The organism is Collinsella sp. OM07-12 (assembly GCF_003438275.1).
In the GTDB taxonomy this organism is placed as follows: Bacteria; Actinomycetota; Coriobacteriia; order Coriobacteriales; family Coriobacteriaceae; genus Collinsella.
In genome coordinates, this window is the sequence record NZ_QSTQ01000004.1 from 82,402 (window position 1) to 103,321 (window position 20,920).

General features: G+C 60.8%; 13 protein-coding genes. 4 read left to right on the forward strand and 9 right to left on the reverse strand.

The features are described from left to right. Positions 1 to 129: 129 nt before the first annotated feature. The 4 genes from dnaE to DXB98_RS02375 form a co-directional block, all read right to left on the reverse strand. Positions 130 to 3,933 carry a DNA polymerase III subunit alpha gene (gene dnaE, locus DXB98_RS02360; RefSeq protein WP_117743017.1) on the reverse strand — a complete coding sequence of 1,268 codons (3,804 nt, stop codon included), beginning with the start codon at positions 3,931 to 3,933 and terminating at the stop codon, positions 130 to 132. A gap of 262 nt (positions 3,934 to 4,195) precedes the next feature. Next, positions 4,196 to 7,828: a UvrD-helicase domain-containing protein gene (locus DXB98_RS02365; protein WP_117743018.1), complete on the reverse strand. Its 3,633-nt coding sequence runs from the start codon at positions 7,826 to 7,828 to the stop codon at positions 4,196 to 4,198. Between the two features lie 3 nt (positions 7,829 to 7,831). Next, positions 7,832 to 10,927: a PD-(D/E)XK nuclease family protein gene (locus DXB98_RS02370; protein ID WP_117743019.1), complete on the reverse strand. Its 3,096-nt coding sequence runs from the start codon at positions 10,925 to 10,927 to the stop codon at positions 7,832 to 7,834. 184 nt (positions 10,928 to 11,111) lie between these two features. Beyond that, complete coding sequence (locus DXB98_RS02375) at positions 11,112 to 11,411, reverse strand: YerC/YecD family TrpR-related protein (RefSeq protein ID WP_022094855.1); 300 nt, start codon at positions 11,409 to 11,411, stop codon at positions 11,112 to 11,114. A gap of 324 nt (positions 11,412 to 11,735) precedes the next feature. Between DXB98_RS02375 and DXB98_RS02380 the strand changes: the two genes are divergently transcribed. Next, positions 11,736 to 12,101, forward strand: a complete 366-nt coding sequence (locus tag DXB98_RS02380) for a phage holin family protein (RefSeq protein ID WP_117743020.1) — start codon at positions 11,736 to 11,738, stop codon at positions 12,099 to 12,101. Positions 12,102 to 12,238: 137 nt separating this feature from the next. Here the strand turns inward: DXB98_RS02380 and DXB98_RS02385 are convergent, their stop codons facing one another. Further along, a complete protein-coding gene (locus DXB98_RS02385; RefSeq protein ID WP_117743021.1) occupies positions 12,239 to 12,667 on the reverse strand; it encodes an Rrf2 family transcriptional regulator in 429 nt (142 codons plus the stop codon). A gap of 252 nt (positions 12,668 to 12,919) precedes the next feature. Between DXB98_RS02385 and cysK the strand changes: the two genes are divergently transcribed. Together cysK and mnmA are read left to right on the forward strand one after the other, a co-directional pair. Further along, positions 12,920 to 13,858 (forward strand): cysteine synthase A, encoded by a 939-nt coding sequence (gene cysK, locus DXB98_RS02390; RefSeq protein WP_117743022.1) that lies wholly within the window; start codon positions 12,920 to 12,922, stop codon positions 13,856 to 13,858. A gap of 58 nt (positions 13,859 to 13,916) precedes the next feature. Next, on the forward strand, positions 13,917 to 15,140 hold the full coding sequence (gene mnmA, locus DXB98_RS02395; protein ID WP_255413321.1) for a tRNA 2-thiouridine(34) synthase MnmA: 1,224 nt from the start codon (positions 13,917 to 13,919) through the stop codon (positions 15,138 to 15,140). Positions 15,141 to 15,148: 8 nt separating this feature from the next. Here mnmA and DXB98_RS02400 read toward each other — a convergent pair whose 3' ends face one another. The 3 genes from DXB98_RS02400 to fucO form a co-directional block, all read right to left on the reverse strand. Continuing rightward, on the reverse strand, positions 15,149 to 16,522 hold the full coding sequence (locus tag DXB98_RS02400; protein WP_117743024.1) for a DNA-binding protein: 1,374 nt from the start codon (positions 16,520 to 16,522) through the stop codon (positions 15,149 to 15,151). A gap of 138 nt (positions 16,523 to 16,660) precedes the next feature. Next, the gene (locus DXB98_RS02405) at positions 16,661 to 17,680 is read right to left on the reverse strand and encodes a M42 family metallopeptidase (RefSeq protein WP_117743048.1); all 1,020 of its coding nucleotides are present in this window, start codon (positions 17,678 to 17,680) and stop codon (positions 16,661 to 16,663) included. Positions 17,681 to 17,944: 264 nt separating this feature from the next. Further along, positions 17,945 to 19,111, reverse strand: a complete 1,167-nt coding sequence (fucO, locus tag DXB98_RS02410) for a lactaldehyde reductase (protein ID WP_022094861.1) — start codon at positions 19,109 to 19,111, stop codon at positions 17,945 to 17,947. A gap of 412 nt (positions 19,112 to 19,523) precedes the next feature. Between fucO and DXB98_RS02415 the strand changes: the two genes are divergently transcribed. Beyond that, positions 19,524 to 20,063, forward strand: a complete 540-nt coding sequence (locus DXB98_RS02415) for a hypothetical protein (RefSeq protein WP_117743025.1) — start codon at positions 19,524 to 19,526, stop codon at positions 20,061 to 20,063. Between the two features lie 79 nt (positions 20,064 to 20,142). On the opposite strand, the gene DXB98_RS02420 is transcribed toward DXB98_RS02415, so the two are convergent. After that, positions 20,143 to 20,862: a YoaK family protein gene (locus DXB98_RS02420; RefSeq protein WP_117743026.1), complete on the reverse strand. Its 720-nt coding sequence runs from the start codon at positions 20,860 to 20,862 to the stop codon at positions 20,143 to 20,145. Between the last annotated feature and the right edge of the window lie 58 nt (positions 20,863 to 20,920).

Consider the following 20,920-nt stretch of genomic DNA (forward strand, 5'->3'; position numbering starts at 1 on the left):
TGGGACGGGGCTATTTTAGCTACCCCCATATGTCGGTTGAGACGCATTCCGACCCCGACTCATTCGCCGTCAGTCAAAGGGTAGCTAAAATAGCCCCGTCCCAAATTAGCTACCCCGGCAAAGGCACCCTTAGATAACCGTCACGCGGCCTTGGTTGCCAACGATGGCCTTGGCCTCGGCCAGCAGCGGAATCGAGCGTGCGTTAACCTTGGCCGGCACCTCGGCACGCAACACGCGCCCGTCCACCTGCTCGATAAAGATCTCCACGCGGTCGCCGCCCGGGTTGGTGGTGAGCACCGTGGCCAGGCGCGCCATATTGCCCTGGCTAAAGCGGCTGTTGGGCACCATGACCTCAAACACCCTGGGCTTGTTGTTCTCCTCGTTAAGCTCCAGCGGCACGATCTCCTGCGCGATGATCTGGTCGCCGCGATCCGAGCGCTCGAGCTTGCCCTTAATGCGCACAAACGCATCGGACAGCTGCGCGCCGGTCTCGGGATCAACCTCGCCGTACAGATACCCCTCGGCCTCCTTGTAGGTCTTGGGGAACACCACGACCGTGGCCTCGCCTTCCATGTCCTCGAGCTGCACAATGCCCATGGGGTCGCCGTTTTTGGTCACGCGCTTGGACACGCTCGAGACCATACCGGCCCACCACAGCGCCTTGCCCTCGGGAATCTCCTGGTTGATGGTACCGCCCGTGGGGTTTTGCACCTCGTAGCCGGTGTCGATCTGCGAGAACGAGAAGTCGCGTGCTTTGCTAAGTGCATACTCAAACGGGCGCAGCGGGTGGTCCGAGACATAGATGCCCAGAACCTCCTTCTCCTGGCTCAGCTTAAGATGGCGGTCCCACTCCTGGCCATCCGGATCGGGCACGCTCACCTCGAAGCCCGAGCCCTCAACGTCGCCAAACATGTCGAAAAACGACGTCTGGCCGCTCGCGCGATCCTTCTGGCGCTTCACAGCGGCATCGATGATGTTCTCGGGGTTGTTCTTGTCCACAAAGTGCATCATCTGGCGACGCGGATACCCCGTGGAGTCGAAGGCGCCTGCCTTGATGAGTGATTCGATCACGCGACGGTTTGCCTGGCTCGAGTCCACGCGCTCGACAAAGTCGTGCAGCGTCTTAAACGGGCCGCCTGCCTCGCGCTCGGCGATAATCGCCTGCGCCACGCCGGTGCCCACGCCGCGGATGCCGGCCAAACCAAAGCGCACGCCCTCCTTGGTAGCCGTGAACTCGGTACCGGACTCGTTGACATCTGGCGACAGCACGGGGATGCCGTCGTGACGGCACGCCGAGACGTAGTGAACGATCTTGTCGGTCTTGCCCGTATAGGACGTCAGAACGGCCGCCATGTACTCGTGCGGATAGTGCGCCTTGAGCCACGCCGTCTGCATAACCAGAATGGCGTAGCCGGCGGAGTGCGACTTGTTAAAGGCGTAGGACGCGAACTCGAGAACATCGTCCCAAATCTTCTGGGCGACCTCGCGCGTGTAGTTGTTCTTGATGGCGCCGTTCATCCAGTGGTCGTAGGTGGTCTCGTCCGATCCATCCTCCCAGTGCAGCACCGTCGAGGTGAGCAGCTTGATCTTCTTCTTAGCCACGGGCTTACGGATACGCGAGTCCGATTCGCCCTTGGAGAAGCCGCACATCTCGACGGAGATGAGCATAACCTGCTCCTGGTAGACCATGGTGCCGTAGGTTTCGCCCAGGATGTCGTCCAGACGGTCGTCATAGGAGACGGCCGGCTCCTTGCCGTTCATACGGTTGATGTAGGACGAAACCATGCCGGCGCCCAGCGGACCCGGGCGGTACAGAGCGATCAATGCCACGACGTGCTTGTACTCGGTGGGCTTCATGTTCTTGATCGTGGCCGTCATGCCGGCGGACTCGACCTGGAAGACGCCGGCGGTGTGGCCGGAGCCCATGAGCTTAAAGATCTCGGGATCGTCAAAGGGAATCTCTTCCTCTTTGATGTCGATGCCGAAGTTCTTTTTGATGTTTGCCTTGGCCTTGGAGATAACCGTCAGCGTACGCAGGCCCAAGAAGTCCATCTTGAGCAGACCCATGTCGGCGACGGTATGGCCCTCGTACTGGGTAATCTCGACGCCGCCCTTGGTATCGAGCTTGGTAGGCACGTGCTCGTTGACGGGGTCGCGGCAGATCAGAACGGCGCACGCATGCACGCCCTCGCCACGGGTGAGGCCCTCGATCGAGAGCGCCGTGTCGATGATGCGTCGGGCGTCGTCGTCCTTTTTATATGCCTCGGCAAAATCGGGGTTAAACAGATCCTCTTTGCCGGGTTGCTTTTCGAGCACCTGCTTGAGCTTGACCTTGGGGTCGCTCGAGACCATCTTGGACAGGCGCTGGCCCATATAGACCGGGTAGTCCAGAACGCGTGCGGCGTCGTTGATGGCCTGCTTGGCCTTAATGGTCGAGTAGGTGATGACGTGGGTGACCTTCTCGGGGCCGTAGAGCTGGCGAACGTGCTCCACGACCTCGAGGCGCCGCTCATCGTCGAAGTCCATATCGATATCGGGCATCTCGGTACGCTGCGGGGAGAGGAACCTCTCGAACATCAGACCGTTCTCGAGCGGGTCGAACGCGGTGATGTTCATGGCGTAGGCGACGATAGCGCCGGCGGCCGAGCCACGGCCGGGACCGACGCCGATACCGTTGTCCTTGGCCCATTGCACGTACTCAGCAACGATCAAGAAGTAGGCGGCAAAGCCCTTGTCGCAAATAACCTTGTATTCGTACTCAAAGCGCTCTTTGATGTTGACGCCGCCGATCTCGCGCGTGGCCCAGTCATCGCCGTAGTGCTGGCGCAGGCCCTTCTCGCACTCGCGGCGGAACTGGCTCTCGTGCGTCTCGCCGGGATCGAGCAGCGGGAAGCGCGGCAGGATGATGGAGTCCCAGTCCAGCTCCACGTAGCACTTGTCGGCAATCTCGAGCGTGTTGTCGCAGGCCTCGGGGCAATACGGGAACATCGCCCGCATCTCCTCCTCGGTCTTCATGTAGAACTCCGAGCCGGTCATGCGCATACGGTTGGGGTCGTCGACCTTGGCGTTCATGCCGATGCACATAATGACGTCCTGCACGGGCGCATCCTCGCGGCGCAGGTAATGGAAGTCGTTGGTGGCGATGACCTTGACGCCCACCTGTTTGGCGATGTCGATGAGCGTGCGGTCCATCTGCTCGTCGGTCAGGCCGTTGTCGGTGGTAATGCCGTGTTCCTGGATCTCGATATAGAAGTCGCCGGGGTCGAAGGTATCACGGAAGGTCTCGGCCCACTTGATGGCGCCCTCCATGTCACCGCGGTCGATGTACTTGGGAATGATGCCCGCGATGCAGGCGCTGGTGCAGATCATGCCCTTGGCGTGGCGGCGCAGGTTGTCGAGCGTCACGCGCGGCTTGTAGTAAAAGCCCTGCACGGCGGCCTCGGAGACCGTCTGCATCAAGTTGACGTAGCCCTCCTGGTCCTTGGCCAGAAGGATCATGTGGTAGAGCTCGGGCTTATGGTCGCGGGCGAGCGTCTCGTCCGGCGTAAAGTAGACCTCGCAGCCAAAGATGGGCTTGATGACCAGCGGCGGCTTGAGCTCGTCGATATTGCCCTTCTCGTCCCACATGGCCATGTCCTTAACGAACTGGGCATGCTCGCGCGGGTTTGCCTCGGGATCGGGCTCCTCCAGCTCGTCGCGGCGGTCCTTTTCCAAGAAGGCCTTGTCGTGGCTCCAGGTTTTGTACTCGGGCGTGTTGTGGTTGACGGCGTCGCAGGCCAGCGCCAGGTCGGGCACGCCATACATGTAGCCGTGGTCGGTAATGGCCACGGCGGGCATGCCAAGCTCAACGGCACGGTTGACCATATCCTGGATACGGGTTGCGCCGTCGAGCATGGAGAAAACAGTGTGGTTGTGCAGATGGACGAATGCCATGTGATGAGCTCCGATGCGGGTTCGTGTTCTGACTGAACGATTTTACCGCACGGCACGGACAGCACCCGAACCTAGCCAAACCCACACGGGTAGCTAATTTGGGACGGGGCTATTTTAGCTACCCCAATACATCGGTTGAGATGTATTCCGACCCTGACTCATTCGCCGTCAGTCAAAGGGTAGCTAAAATAGCCCCGTCCCAAATTAGCTACCCCTGAGCTGCGGTGGAATCGGGAGGGATTCCACCGCACGCTGTTGAGGGCTAAAGATTGTAGGTGACTACTTGAGGTGCGGCGGGTTCGACGAAGATGGTTGGATCCGGCTGTTCCACGCGGACGAACTTGACGGTCACGGCCTCAAAGCCCGCCTTGTGCAACACATCGGCGTAGACGCGCGCCTGCAGGGCGTGCTTCTCCTGCAGCTGTTCCGGCGTCTCATCCGGTGTGCCGCCCGTCTTGTAGTCGATGACCAGCGCGCGTGACGAATCCGCCGGGTTCGTTGCCAACGCATCGATGGCGCCCTCGGCATACGTGCCGTAGCGGGCAATGTCCTCGTCCTCGCAGCCCAGCGAGAAGAACGGTACCTCGGCACGGACGCACGGCCAGGCAAGCAGCTCGGCACGGACCGCCGACCTGAGCCAGCGATTCAGGGCAATGTCAAAACGCTCGCGCTGCTCCGGCGTCAGGCACCACAGGCGCGCCAGCGCATCGGCGCGCGCGGCGGGCAGTTCATTGGCGCCCATCTCGATGAGCCACTGGCAGGCAGCATGGAACGCCGAGCCCAAGGCCATGGGATTGCCGAGGGGCTCGGCAGCAACCACGTCCGCATCGGTCATCTCCGAGCCATCCGAGTCTTCATCATCGCCGGCCTCGTCCATGGGCACACGCGTCTCGGCGGCACGATCTTCCGCCTCGGCATGCAGGGCCGCGGCGATCGATGAGTAGCTATACGAGTCACGCGCCGGGAACGGGCAGGTGCCCATGCGCACGCCCACCGCCTGGGGATACACGAGCTCAAACGAATCGGGCTCGGGGTCGGCAGGACCGGGAACGGCGGCGCGGGCATCTGCACCGGCACCCTCCGGCTCCGCATCGCCACGAACAAGCCTGCCCTCGGCATCCAGCGAAGCGTTAGCCTCAAAAGCCTGCTCGCCAAAGGTAAAGTCCGAAAGCGAAATGAGCTCGTAGTCGCCCGGCTGGGAGTTGTCGAACACCAGGCGGTCGGCATCGAGCTGCGGCAAGGCCTGCGCGTCGGTCGGCAAAATACGGCGCAGTACGTCGTAGGTCAGATCGGTCTCGACATCGAAGGTCGGCGCCGCCACCTTGCCACGGCTCACGCCGGCATCCATTGCCAGAATGACCAGCTCGCGTGCACGCGTCATGGCGACATAGAGCAAGCGGGCCCGCTCCTCGAGCGAAAGCTGCAGGTCGTCGTTGCACAGGCGAGCAAATGCCTCGGCGGGAGAACCCGTCGCACAGACGTCCTCCATGAGCTCCGGCGGCAACCATAGCGACGTGCCCTTACCCTTAAACGCATGCTCAAACTGTTTTTTGACGTCGTCGCCCTTTACGAACGTGCCGTCCGCGAGTTTAACGCCGTCGAAGCGTGCCGGTAGCGCCACAACCTGCGCACCGCCATCGACGCGACCCATCTGTGCCACACCCGAGGACTTACGCACGCCAAAGCACTCCGCAACCGCCACGACCGGATATTCCAGACCCTTGGAGGCGTGCACCGTCATGATGCGTACCGCGCCGTCGCCCTCCTCGTTGAGGGCGCCTGGGGCTTCCTTGCCCGCCAAGAAGCGGTCGAAGGCCAGCGCAATGGAGCGCGGCGAGTTACCGAACTCGGCCTCCGCCTCGGCCACGGCATCGAGCGCCTTGAGCACGTTGGCAGCAATGGCCTTGCCCTCGGGGCCGCGCTTCGCCAGACGCACGAACCAGCCCGAAGCGTTGACCACGTCGCGCGCGATCGCCGCGAACGAATCACGTCCCACGCGGCGCAGTGCATAGCGCAGCACCTCGCGGGCGCGCGTCACGAGTGGCAAGCCCTGCAAGCCGGGCACATCGGAATCGCTCATGATGCCCGCATCGATGTTGCGGCGCGACGTCTCCCCCGTCTGCTCGTCCAGCTTGGTCGCCAGCGCCAGGAATTCCTGGGCGCCGAGCGCAAACATCGGCGAGGCCAGCAACGGCATGAGGCCCTGCGCGGTATCGGCCGGGTTGGCAAGTGCGCAGACCAGGGCACGCACCGTCTGCACCTCGGCTGCCTGGGCAAAGACCGAGCCGCCCGCGATAACGCAGTCGAGTCCCTGGTCGCGGAAAGCCTGGGCATAAACGTCGGCATTGGTCATGCGCCCCAGCAGCAGCACCATACTGCCCTGAGGCTGGCCCGCTTTAACGAGCGCTTGGAACCGCCCCGCAATCGCACGAGCTTTCGCCTGCGTTCGCTCCTGGGTGCTGCCGCCGGCAACGAACAGCGCTTGGCGGCGCGAAGCCTTTGCCTTGAGCTTGTCCTCGCGATCGTCACTCGGCTCAAGATCCAAGAACCCCTGCATCAAACCACCGGTATCACCGTCAAAGACGCGTGCCACATAGCGCAGCACCTCGTCGTGGCTGCGGAAGTTGCGCACGAGCTTGACGAGCTCGCCGGCAGGGGCATCGGATGCGACGGAGGTCTCAGGCGCAGCAGACAGGCCCACCTTGCGCTCCTGGCGGCGAAACACCTCGACCTCGGCGCCGCGGAAGCGATAGATCGACTGCTGCGCATCGCCCACCGTGCACAGCGCGCGCTCGCCCGCACCCGTCAAATAGCGAATCAGATCGACCTGCATCTGGTCGGTATCTTGGAACTCGTCGATCATGACCATCTTAAAGCGGCCCTCGTAGGCGGCTCGAATGGCGGGATAATCGCGCAGCGCCTCGTATGCCATGCGGAGCAGGTCGTTGTTATCGAGCGCGGACTGGTCAGCCTTGAGCGCGCGGTACTCCGCCTCCACAGCACGAGCAAGCCCCACCAGCGCATCGAGCGCCGGACCACCGCAGGCGAGCACGATATTGATAAACGCATCGGCAGCCTCCGCCTTGAGCAGCTCCACCTGCTCCTTAGGGAATGCCTTGCTCGCCCGAGGCATGGTGCACGACATCATGAGTCGCGCCGCATCCGCCATGGTCTTGCCGCTCGCCTCGAACGCATCGATGGCATCGAGCGCCACCTGCGCTTTCTCGGTCGCGGCCTTGCTTGCGCCCAGCGCCGCACGATAGGCATCGGCAAGGGCCGAAGTGTCGGCATGACCGTGTGCCACGCGCACGTCGTCCATGCCGCCCGGCAGCTGGCTCGAGAGCTCCAGCAGCTCGCGCACCAGGCCCTTGATGGTGGTGCCGGCGCCAAAAGGGCCGCCCTCGCCCGCCATGGGATACCAGGCGTAGAGGGCCTTGAGCGATGCCGCGAGCTCGGGGGCGGCATCGGGCGCCGTCGCGCGGGCCAGCACATGCTCAACAGCCTGATCCATAAGCTCGTCGGTATCGGTGAGTACCGTGAACTCGGGATCGATGCCCAGCTCCAACGCGTGTGCGCGCAGGATACGCGAGCACATGCCGTGAATGGTCGAGATCCATGCATCGTCGACGGTCAGGGCCTCCTCGTCCATGCCCTCGTCGATGAGCGCGCGGCGCACGCGGTCACGGATCTCGGCCGCGGCATCTTTGGTAAAGGTAATGGCGAGCACCTGGTCCAGATGCTCAACGAACGGACCGGATTCGGGCGAGAGCGCGTAGACGATGCGGCGCGTGAGGGTAAAGGTCTTGCCCGAACCGGCGCCCGCCGAGACAAACAGCGGACGGTCGAGCGTTTTGACAATCTGCAGCTGTTGCGGCATCAAAGTCGAAAGATCCATGGTCTACACGTCCCTCCTTACAAACGTTCCTTCGTGGTTATACGAGCAGCGCGCATGCGCGGCCTGAGCCGACGTCGGGTCGACGGCGGCAACGTTGCCTGCCTCGAGCTCCCGCAGGCGCTCGGCGATGCCGGCCTCCACGCGATCGAGCAGGGCGTCGAAGTCCATGCTGCCACCCTCGCCGGGGAAACCTTTCTTGAGGCCTGGGATGCGACCGTCGCCGCGCTCTTCCTCGAGCAGCTCGGCGCTCGCGGCGCCGCGCAACGCCGGCTTGCCGCCCTTGGTCGAAAAGTAGAGCGCCGCGCGGGTGTCCAAATCCAGCGCCCGGCGCATGGCCTGCGCATAGATAAGCGTCTGGGTATGGGGCGGTAGCCACCGTGGGTCGTCGATGGCGGCCTCGCCCGATTCCTCGTCGCGCACCGTAGGGTCGGCGAGCTTAAACTCCTCAACGCCCGTGCGATGCTTGTAGTCGATCACCACGGCACGATTCTCGGCGTCCACGTCCACGCGGTCGATGCGCCCGCCAAGCGGCCAGCCGGCATACTCGACTTTGAGCTCGTTAAAGGCGAACTCCAGGTAACGCGGGGCAAAGGGGGCGAGCGCCTCGGACTCGTAGGCAAGCACTCCCTCCAGCTGCGGCAGAATCTCGGCCACCTGGCGCTCCTCCACCGGAGAGAGCGGCACGAGCGGGCCCTCGTTGCCACGCTTGGAGGCATGCTCGGCCAAGGTCTCGTCAAAGACCTCGTGTAGCAGCTCCTGTGCACGCGGCAGATTCATGGGCGTCACGCGCTCCATGCCCTCTTGGGGCAGACGGGCGTGCAGGCGCTCCAGAACATCGTGGACAAAGTTGCCCTTCTCCATGTTGCCAAAGCCCGCGTCGATGGACTGGGGCTTCACGCGATACGACACGAACCAACACAGCGGGCACGTCGAGTACGCCTCAATCTGCGAGGCGGACGTCAGGCGCGGCACGAGCGGCGCGTCCTCGCCCTCGCCATCGCGGCGGCACAGGACCAGGTACGGCACAGCCGCATCACTCAAATGCTGAGGAGCCTCGCACGCAACACGCTTGCACTCGATACCCTCGCCGGCCGCCGGATCAAAATCGGCGACGATACCGCCCTCGCCCACGCACGCAACCTTGGCGGCACCAGCGGCCTCGGCATACGCCCGCAGCTCGGTCCATACGGCTGCCGGGTAGCACTCGCGTGCCTGGCAATCGTGTGTCACGCGCGCAAGCGCAACCGGGCCGCGTGCCGCCTGCATCGCGCGGCCAAAGCGCACGCGCAGTAGGGCCGCAGGCTCAAGCATCACGCCCTCGCGACCAAGGCTCGCCGTCAGCGTGGCAAGCGGGCCCTCCTCGTGCGAGAGCGGATAGCTGTCCAGATCGACATCGGCAAACAGCACGGCATCGTAGCTGCCGGTGCGCAGAGCCGCCGCATCGGCAAGCGAAGTAAAGCGAACCTGGGCACGTGGCGCACGGTCAACCTCGTAGGTCTCGTAATCGTAGGCGGTGCTACGCTTGTCCACCTTGGTGCGAACGCCATCGAGCACGGGCACGGTCGCGGCCTGCGACACGTCGAGCGCGCGAGCATCGTTCATAAGGATGTCGATGACATGGCGCAGCAGGGCCACCTCCGCCTGGCGACGGGCTTGGCCATCCAAGCTGCCCAGCGAGCGATCGGGCAACGCCTCGGCAACGGCAAGCATGGCCTTGAGCGCCGTCACGGGCTTGTCACGCCACAGCGCCTGGAACACGTCCGAGACCACACACGGCACATTCTTAAACCAGTTTTCGTCGCTCGCCGCCTTACGCGCGCCCCTCACCTGGCCCTGCACGCTCTGCAGCAGGCTCTTAACGCCCGCGGTAGTCTTGCTGCGCGAGAGACGCATATTCTTATCGAACGTGCGCGCGCTGGCGGCGTCGGCACCCGAAAGCGGGCTGTAGATCCAGTCGGTAAGCTCTGGAGCGGGCCACCACTCCGTCTTGGAGGCGGTGCCCTCGTCGGCGGCCTTCATGCGCTCGATCAGATTGGCGAGCGCCGTGAACTGCCTGCCCGCGATGGATTGGGAAAACGCCGTGAACTCAGTTGTCTCAGCAGCGATACGACGAGCCGCCAGACGAGAGGCGAGCTCACCGAACAGCTGGGGTGCCCGGGCAGAAACGACGAGCACGCGTGCGGGGTCGGCGTTCGTCGCGGCGCCGTCGGCCTCGGAACCCTGGCACGCTTTTACCAGATCATCAATTGCGTCCGCATAGACATGAGCACGGGCATGGGGGCCGGCGACCTCAATAAAGGCAGGCTGAGCGGCGGTCCCGCAAGCGGCATCAGACGCGCCGGCACCCTCCCCCAGCGGCGTGATCTCAAACAGCATACCGCGGGCATCAAATGCCGTGGCCAGCTCCTCACGCATCGCCGCTTGCTCGCGGGCAAGCAGCACGACAACCTCTCCCCCGTTGTTTGACACGGCGGACAGCAGCTCGAGCAAGCTATACGTAAATGACGTGACGCCGCGCACGCAAACGGCACGGGCGCACCCCGGCAGGTTATCGGCCAGGGCACCGGCCATAATGTCAGCCGCCTCGCAGGGCTCGACCATATTTCGACGGTCCAAACCACCCGCGTAGGCACGCAAAAGCTCGAAAACGCGGGCCTCGGCGTCGCTTTTGGGCTCGGGCTGAGCGGCGGCATCGCGGCAGCGTTCGTCGCCCGCCCCCGCCACGCCCGGCAACACATCGCGGGCCATACGCGCAAGCATGCGCACCGTGCCCTGGCTGCGCGAGAGCGGCTGCAGAGCAGCGTCGTCGCGGCGGTCGATCATGTCCGAGAACAGCATCTGGCGCTGAAGGTTATCCACAAAGTTGCGGCCATCGCCCATAAGCTCCCACAGCGAACGGAGCCACGACGAAGGGGTCTTGTAATCGATACCCAGTGAAACCCCAACTTCCGCCGCATCATGACGGCACAGATCGAGCTCGGCAAACGTAGGCGCCAGCCAAACGGCACGCCCGTGGCGGGCAACCAGTTCGGCGAGCAGCGCCGCCTCGACATCGCTCAAATCCGCGCCGGCGTTGGTGGTATAGATTCGAACAGGCATGGTCCTCCACTCAAACCGTTCGCAATAATCAATGTATCCATCCTACCCGCCCAAGCGGACACATTGCCACCGCAGCTCCATCTTTTGGTACGAAGCAACCTGACCCCAACGCACCAGCCGATTGCGGGCATATAAAAACCGCCCCCGAAGGGACGGTTCTGCGCAATTCGTTTTTGTCGCTAGCCTACTCGCCATCCTCCAGCTTAATGAGGATCTTGCGGTAGCCGCCGTACTCGCCGTTCAGCGCCTTTGAAACGCGGCTCACCGTAGTGGACGAAGCGCCGGTGCGGGCCTGGACCTCGACATAGGGCTCGCCCTCGTCCAGATAGCGCGCCACCTGCAAACGCTGAGAAAGATCGCAAATCTCACGCGGCGTGCAGATATCGGTCAAAAACGCTTGGATATCTTTCTCGTCGTCCAAAAGGCTAAATGCGTGGACTAGCTGCTTGACATCAGGCTTGTCAAACATGTTCTCGATATTCATCGATCACCGCCAAACCCGCCAAAAGGCATCGAAGTTGATACTAACATCGGGCATCGTTCGCCCGTTCTATGCAATAGGGCAACGCCTGTGGCTTTTGCCCGTAGCAGTTTAGCACACCACCAAACTAAAGCGACAAGACTCTCTGCCAGCGGCACGTTTTTTAGGTCGAACGCCGTTTTGAAACCGAATGCGCACGCAAGCTCCACGAATATTTGAGACAATGGGCGCCCAAACACCGCGGCGCACCCGCGCAACCATCCAGGTCGCCGCCGCAAGCCGCTTCACGCGACGCCAGCAACCCCGGCGCAAGAAAGGATTCACACCATGCGCTTTATGCTTAACTGGCTCTTCACCTCGATCGCTATCGCGATCGCCACGTTCCTCGTCCCCGGCATCCAACCCTTCGGCTTTGCCGAGGCCTGGGTCTGTTTCGCCTTCGTAGGACTGTTCCTCAATATCGTCGATTCGCTCGTCAAACCGTTCCTGACGGTCATCTCGCTGCCGCTCACCATCATTACGCTGGGCATTTTCCAGCTTGTCGTCAACAGCCTTATGCTCGAGCTCGCGAGTTACCTGTCGGTCAACCTGCTGGGCGTCGGCATCTCCATCGCAAGCTTTGGCTCGGCCTTTATGGGCAGCATCCTGGTGTCCATCATGCGCAGCATCCTCGATGGCGTCGCCGAGGGCTAGAGCCGTTCGATGCGAACCGTCATATCGACCCAAAACGAAGGCCGCCCATCGCAAAAATGGGCGGCCTTCTTATTTGTCAAGTCTCAGAGGGCAAGACAATCTGCCATTTCTACCCGTCCCCAAATGGCAGGTGTGGGTTAGATGACGTAGTCGTAGCCTTCGTTGGGAGCAACAAGTTGATCGAGCGTCACACCGTCGAGATAGTCGTTGATGAGCTTGTCCAGGTTCTTCCACACGCTGAGCGTGGGGCACTCGTCCGAACGCGAACAGCCCTTGCAGTCGCCATCCAGGCAGGCGACCGGTGCCAGACTGCCCTCGGTCAGGCGCAGAATCTCGCCCACCGTGTACTGCTCGGGAGGGCGCGTGAGCACGTAGCCACCGCCCTTGCCACGCATGCCCGAGAGCATGTTGGCGCGCACGAGCGTAGCCAAGATGTTCTCGAGATATTTCTCGGAAATCCCCTGTCGCGCCGCAATCTCTTTGAGCGGGATGCGACCGGCCGCCTGGTGCTCGGCCAGGTCGACCATAACGCGCAGGGCATACCTGCCCTTTGTGGAAACCAACATATATATTGCTGCCTTTCGGTCTTTTAATCCGTAGAAATTCTAGCCGAAAAATTGGCTTTGAAAATACCCATCCCGTCAAGATGGTTAATCGACTCGCAATAATTCATAAATTCCTATTGCATTACTAGGCTTTGCTGTCTACTATGCTTCCCAACAGCTAAACGAACAACCTATTAGCTTTGTAGGTTTTGCTGTTACATACACCGTAAAACCACACGGTATCCAGCCATTTGAACACTTTGGAGGTTCACCATGAGCAAGGTTTACACGTCCATCGATCAGCTTATCGGCCACACCCCGCTTTTGGAGCTTACCCACTTTGAGGCCGACGAGGACCTCAAGGCCCGCGTGCTCGTCAAGCTCGAGTATTTCAACCCCGCCGGCTCCGTCAAAGACCGTGTCGCCAAAAACATGATTGACGAGGCCGAGAAGGCCGGCAAGCTCGTGCGCGGCGGCGACTACACCATCATCGAGCCCACGAGCGGTAACACCGGCGTCGGCATCGCCTCGGTGGCGGCGGCCCGCGGCTACAAGGTGATCATCACCATGCCCGAGACCATGTCCGTCGAGCGTCGCAAGCTTATGCAGGCATACGGCGCAAAGCTCGTACTCACCGACGGATCCAAGGGCATGAAGGGCGCCATCGCCAAAGCCGAGGAGCTGCAGAAGGAGACCCCCAACAGCATACTCGCCGGCCAGTTTGTGAACCCCGCCAACCCTGCCATCCACAAGGCCACGACCGGCCCCGAGATCTGGGACGACACCGACGGCAAGATCGACATCTTCGTCGCCGGCGTTGGCACCGGCGGCACCGTGACCGGCGTAGGCGAGTTCCTCAAGAAGCAGAACCCCGAGATTAAGATCGTCGCCGTCGAGCCCGTCACTTCCCCGGTGCTCTCTAAGGGCCAGGCAGGCCCGCACAAGATCCAGGGCATCGGCGCCGGCTTTGTGCCCGACGTCCTCGACACCCAGGTCTACGACGAGATCATCCCCGTCGAGAACGACGACGCCTTTGCCACCGGCCGCGCCGTGGGCCACAAGGAGGGCGTGCTCGTGGGTATTTCGTCCGGCGCCGCCGTGTGGGCCGCACTGCAGCTGGCCAAGCGCCCCGAGAACGAGGGCAAGACCATCGTGGCGCTACTCGCCGATACCGGTGAGCGCTACCTGTCCACGGCACTCTTCCAGGACTAGGGCCCGTCGCCCATAGGTTGAGCCCAGGACGAACCGGTCTCCTCTCTCTCCCGGCAGCCTGAGCCCATCCCATCAGGGTGTCCCACGAGACGTCCGAACTTGCTACAATGTCTGCGGCGCGGAACCAGCCTCCCGCGCCGCTTTTCTTTTTTGGCCACATGCCACCAAGGAGAACCTCCCCATGCACAACAAGCGCGTGCTCGTCGCCATGAGCGGCGGCGTCGATTCCAGCGTGACTGCCTATCTGCTCAAACGCCAGGGCTACGAATGCGTCGGCGCCACCATGCGCCTTACCTGTCCCACACCCGACCCCGCCACGGGCATGAGTAAGGTCGACCGCGACATCGCCGATGCAAAGGCCGTCGCCAAGCGCCTGGGGATACCCCACTATGTGCTCGACCTGCAGCAGACCTTCGACCGCAATGTTATCGAGCGCTTCGTGACCGCCTACCAGGAGGGGTTGACGCCCAACCCGTGCATCATCTGCAACCGCCATATTAAGTTTGGCGCGCTGCTCGATGCGGCGCTGGATATGGGCTGCGACTACATCGCCACGGGCCATTACGCCAAAACAAGCCAGGCGGCAGACAGCACCTGGCAGCTACATCGCGGCGAAGATCCCAAAAAGGACCAGAGCTACTTTTTGTATTCGCTTACGCAGGAGCGCCTGGCACGCACAATCTTTCCGCTGGCAGGGCTGGACAAGGAGCGCGACGTACGCCGCATTGCCGCCGAGCAGGGCTTCATCAACGCCAAGAAGGCCGAGAGCGAGGACATCTGCTTTATCCCGGACGGCGACTACGCGGGCTATATCGAGCGCCGCTGCGGACATGCCGCTGCACCGGGCGACATTGTGTGGCGCGACGGCAGCGTGGTCGGACGCCATAACGGCGCGCTGCGCTACACCATCGGCCAGCGCAAAGGCCTGGGTGTCGCGATGGCGCATCCGGTGTATGTAACGGGCGTCGACACCGCCAGCAACACCGTGCATCTGGGCGAAGCCGAGGACCTAACCGCCTCGGCGCTAACTGCCGATGAGTGGATCTGGAGCGCGCCGGACACGCGCATGGAGGCCGAGCTCGACGCCGGCGGCATTCGTGTAGGTGCCAAGTACCGCTACCGTCAGAAAGACCAGGCAGCGACCCTCACGCGCGACGAAGACGGGAAAATACTGCTAACTTTTGACGAGCCGCAGCGAGCCATCGCCCCCGGCCAGGCCGTTGTAGTCTATCGCGGCGACATCGTCCTGGGCGGTGGTACCGTAACCGGCGCACTTAAGTAGCCGCTGGTTTATCGCCGCACGTGTCGAAGTGCCTCAACAGCGGCACCAACCTCGATTACGCGACGCTCGAGGCCGCGGCAAATGGCCTCGAGTCGATCCTCCGCCGTCGCCCATTCGCTCTGCGAAAGAATCTCGATTGCCTCATCAACAAATCCGTTGAGCCGCGATGAATCGAACCAATCGAGCGAGTCCGCAAGCGCCAGCTGGACGAAAGGGTCGGGCCCAAACGGCTTAGCGGAAAACCCAAACTCCCCAGCTGAGAGCACGGCAGTTGGCACGTTATACCACAGACAGTTGCCGCTATCGAACAGCGGTGCAGGTTTTATCTCCAGGGTGTCGACATTGCGGATGATGCCGAAGTTTCGCCAATGGCGATCGCTGTTGGCCAAAAGGGCATCGCAAATGATCATCTGCGACATAGACCTTCTCACGGCAGCCTCGTCTGCTCCATGCTTACCAAGGAAGCGGCAGTACCGGTCGTACGTCGAGTTTCCTCGCTGACCGCCAAGAGCGTTCTTAACGTAAACAGCCGGAACATATTCCTCGCGGCCGTCAAGAAAGTCGTCGCACAAACACACAGGGCCATCGAACATCCGCTCAACCGCATAGGGAACAAACTCACCCTCTGACAGCAAGCGACGATGTAGAGCCGTTGCAACCGCCTCGTTAAAGGGACGTTGATCGTCCATGCCGCACCCCTTGACCAGGACGCGAACACCGTTGCGAATCATCCACGATTTAGGAAGCTCGCCCTCGGATGTGTTGTCGGGATTTTTAAGACCGATGCCTTCCAGCCAACCCGAACGCCCCTCGGGCGCCGATCGCTCAAATTCGTTCTCAAAGTAATTGATGTTTCGCCATTCGAGCCCGTCGCAATCGGTCGGCCGCAGCCAATAGCAATCCGAAAGCGAGAGGCCCAGGCACTGAACCGGCACCTCAGTGCCGTTGACGATCCCTAACTCTCGGTAGCGCGAGATAAGCCCGGGGCGAACATCGGGTACCGACCGATGCCCCCACCACGCGTTGAGCTCCCGCTTATTCACCGTTGGAGAAGAGCTCGAGCATGTGCCAAACGGCATTCGTTGCGCATCGAGGACCTCGGCGATTTCGAAGGGAAGCTCGCGCGTCGGATCAAATGAGACATGCGCGACCTCATGGTCGGCCGACATCAGCGTAAACTTGCGTCCCACATCGGCTGCAGGACGGCGCCCTCGTTTGCGGACCTTTTGATAGGCGATCGCAGAATTGTACTCGATCATCTTCCGGCCGCCCACAATATCGCACGCGAGCGTTCCCGATGCGGCAAGCTGAGATATGCGGGCTTTCGTAACGCCCAACAGGCGGGCAGCATCAACCATAGACAAGTACTCAGACGTATCCATACACCGCATCACCTCGTTAAGTAATTTACACGTTTAGTTAATAGATTACAGACATCATAATACTAAACGACCCAAAGCGAAAAAAGGCCCGAGAAATCGGGCCTTAGCGATTGGTCAGCCGAGTCGCAAGCTGCTCCCCTAGCGCTGAACGTAGGCGCGAACGAGCTCGTAGGTATTGCGCACGCCGTCGATGTGGCTGCGCTCGTAGTTGTGACTCGCGTACACGCCGGGGCCGATCAGACCATGGCGAATGTCGTAGCCGGCCGAGAGCGTAGCCTCGACGTCGGAGCCGTAGTGCGGGTACACATCGATCGCGTAGTCGAGCTCAAGCTCGCGCGCGATATTGGACAGCGTGGTCACCAGATCGTAGTTGTAGGGGCCACCCGAATCCTTGGCGCAAATCGAAACCATGCGCTCTGTGCAGCCCAGGTCGTCGCCCACGCAGCCCATGTCAACGCTGATCATCTCGCGCGTGTCGGCCGGCACGAAGGCGCCACCGTGACCGACCTCCTCGTACACCGTAAAGAGCAGCGAAACCTTGCGCGAAAGGGTCACCTCGCCGTCAGCAACGGCGCGGGCCAGACCCAGCAGAATCGACGCCGACAGTTTGTCATCCAAGAAGCGGCTCTTAATGTAGCCGCTTTCCGTCACCGTGGTACGCGGATCCATAGCGATGATGTCGCCCGTCTGAATGCCCAGCTCGAGCACATCATCTTTGCTGTCGACATTCTCATCGAGCAGGATTTCCATGTTTTTCTCGATGGTCTTGACCGGCTCGTCGGCCACGTGCGCCGAAGGCTCGGTATTGAGGACCACACCCGTGTACACATTGCCGTCACGCGTGTAGACGGTGCAGTTCTCGCCATCGGCCGTAGACCACTGATGCCCGCCGAGGGTCGTGGGGCGCAGGCGACCATTGTCCTTAATGGAGCGCACCATGGCGCCCAGGGTATCGACATGGCTCGCCAGTACGAGCGGCTCACCCTCGCCACCAAGCTCAACGAGCACGTTACCCTTATTAGAACGCTCAGGTCCAAACCCCATATCGCACAACGTTTCCATTAGATAATCAGTCGCCGCACGGGTATAGCCCGTAGGCGAAGCAATCGAGGTAAGCGCCTTCAACTGGTCAGTAATATAGGAGAGCGTAGAATCCATCTTGGACACCAAAGTCACCCTTTCATATCGAATTAAACCCACAGCAACAATACCACCGCGCACAATTATTTACCTAGCGAGACAACCCATCGAGCTTCTCAGAGCAGCGCCCGCCACGATAACGAGCCGGCGGTCCCCGCCCGTTAGCCCCACAATCTTTCCGCAGGACGGAGGAAGCCCCCGCCGCACGAAGTGCGCAGCGGGGGCTTCCGACATGTCCGAGGACGATTGTGGGGCTAACGGGCGGGGGCCCGCCGAACCAAGTTAGGCAGCCGGGCAGATCTTCTTGAAGAGCTCGATGACGTCGTCGAGCGTCGCCTCGCGCGGGTTGCCCGGGAAGCAGGCGTCAGCCATAGCGTCCTTGGCCAGGACCTCGATCTCGTCAGCCTTCATGGCCTCGCAGACGTGCGGGATGTTCACGTCGGCAGAGAGCTGCTTGACGGCGGCGATGGCGGCATCGGCGGCCTCGTCGGTGCTCATGCCCGTGGTGTCAACGCCCATGGCAACGGCAACCTTGGCCAGGCGCTCGGCGCAAACCGGCTTGTTGAACTCCATGGCGATCGGCAGCAGCATGGCACAAGCAACGCCGTGCGGGGTGTCGTAGTGAGCGGACAGGGTGTGAGCCATGGCGTGGTCGATGCCCAGGCCAACATTGGAGAAGCCCATGCCGGCGACATACTGGCCAAGGGCCATGCCCTCGCGGCCGGAGCCGGGCTGACCGGACTTGGCCTCAGCGACAGAGTCGCGCAGGTTCTCGCTAATCAGCTTGATAGCCTCAAAGTGGAACATGTCGGAGAGCTCCCAAGCGCCCTTAGTGGTGTAGCCCTCGATGGCGTGGGTCAGAGCGTCCATGCCGGTGGAAGCGGTCAGGCCGGCGGGCATGGAAGCCATCATGTCGGGGTCGACGACGGCGACCTCGGGGGCGTCGTTGGTGTCGACGCACACGAACTTGCGGACCTTCTCGGGGTCGGTGATGACGTAGTTGATGGTCACCTCGGCAGCGGTACCGGCGGTCGTCGGCACGGCGATGGTGAACACGGCATGGTTCTTGGTGGGAGCAACGCCCTCGAGGCTGCGGACATCGGCGAACTCGGGGTTGTTGATAATAATGCCGATGGCCTTGGCGGTGTCCATGGAGGAACCGCCACCGATGGTCACGATAGCGTCAGCCTCGGCGGCCTTGAAGGCCTCGACGCCGTCCTTGACATTCTGGATGGTGGGGTTGGGCTTGATCTCGGAGTAAAGGCTCCAAGCGATGCCGGCGGCGTCGAGCTCGTCGGTCACCTTAGCGGTAACGCCAAACTTGACCAGATCGGGGTCGGAGCAGACGAAGATCTTCTTGTAGCCGCGACGCTGGAGCTCGCCGGGGATCTCCTTGATGGCGCCAGAACCATGATAAGAAATGGTGTTAAGAACGAAACGATTAGCCATTGATAGCCTCCCATCGTGTGCGGGGCACCCATTACGCCCCACGCTATGAGTCCCATCCTAACGCTTTTGAAACAAAAAATGCATGAGAACATCAAAAGTGTTAAAGCGTTTCAACATAATAACGGAGCCCCAGTCCTTCCCTCCCGACAGCAGCGAAGGCTAGATTATAGGAGCAATCGCCCAAAGAATACGAGCAACTCAGTCTATAAATTGTTTCTGTTTTAGCAATATATGTTTGACAATACGTTTATAAAAGGATACTTTATAGTGATCAATATGCGTGCAGCAAATAGTGTCATTCATTTTGTTAGAAATTGCCCATGCGGTTATTGCAGCTGCATGTACTGCAACGTACAGCGTAATTCTCCGCACGAAGCAGAAGACGGTTCCAATTCGATCGAGGCGATGACGCATGATGGCTACTGGTCCTAAATCGAGCAAGACGGCTACAAACGAATATCGAATCTCAATTGAAGGTAACCCTTATCCGCATGCTCTGGCTCTCGTCAACCCAGCGGGAGACAACCTCAACATCAAAAGACATGGGTTCACGGGTCCACTAGGACAGCTATTGAGTCTTAAATACACCGTTTATGACGATGCAAATGAAAAACTCTTTACTGTCGTCGACGGTGGTTTTAGTAACATGCCCAGGGTTGCGCTCATCATCGAACACAAGGAAGTTGCGGTGTTCGATTATGGCCTAAACAGACTTGAGATGAAGTGCGTAACGAACATACCGAATTACACAATAAAAGGTAACTTCCTATTTGGAGATTACGATATATTCAGTCAACGGGAAGTGGAGCTATCTTCAGTTAACGTCCTTCAATGTGATAAACAATCGTGCTTTAACATACAGGTTTTGGATAAAGCCGAATTAGCCGCCGCAATTGGAATACCTACAGCCATTGCCCTACTTAGGGCTCGAATTGAAGAGCATCTCGAATAAATCGCAAAAAGTAGTTCGTAACAACATTCAGGAGCTAGATAGTTTTTCTGGCTCCTGAATGTTGTTACGAACATGCACTTTAGCGCTTAAGACTCGTGGTCTGCCAGTCAGCTATGATGCGGGCCCATTTCCTGCGCAAATCGCGTTCACGGTCGATAAACATGATGGCAAACGCGATAAACAGCAGCACGCTCGCCACCGCAATGGCGTGCAGCCCCATGCGCTCAATACACCAGTTGCCCAGCACGGCGCCAAACACAAAGGTAAAGATCACGCCAAAGTACAGCAGGCCGTTTTCCAAAAAGCCGCGCTTGTGGGTGATGATGTAATCGTCCACGTTTTGCAGCGCGTTGCGCAAGTTGCCGATACACATGGTCGTGGCGATGCCGTGTCCATGAATCTTGCGGAAACTCTCGACCTGCATACCGCAGGCAAACGAGGTAAGGCAGTTGGCGAGCAGGTTGAAATCGCCACCGGGAATAAAACTCACGCCCAGCAAGATGCCGGCTTCAAAGAACACCGTCACCTGGCGCCAGTGAATCACGCTGCCAAAACGCTCGTGTACCAGGTCGGCAAGCATAATGCCCACAGCAAACGAAACCACAGGGAAGAAGTAACGCCCCGCAAGTGCCCAATTGCCCTCCGAGATGCTCACGCCCACCAGCAGGATGTTGCCCGTCTGCGCGTTGGCGAAAACATGGTCGCGCCCAATGTACGAATACACATCCATAAAGCCACCGGCGAGCGCCAAGATGATGCCCAGCTCGATGGACTCCGATATCTGTTTGGCACGCTGCATCGTCGTACATCCTCCTTGTTGACGACCCTCTCGTGCGTTGGCGGAGACATTGCCGCCA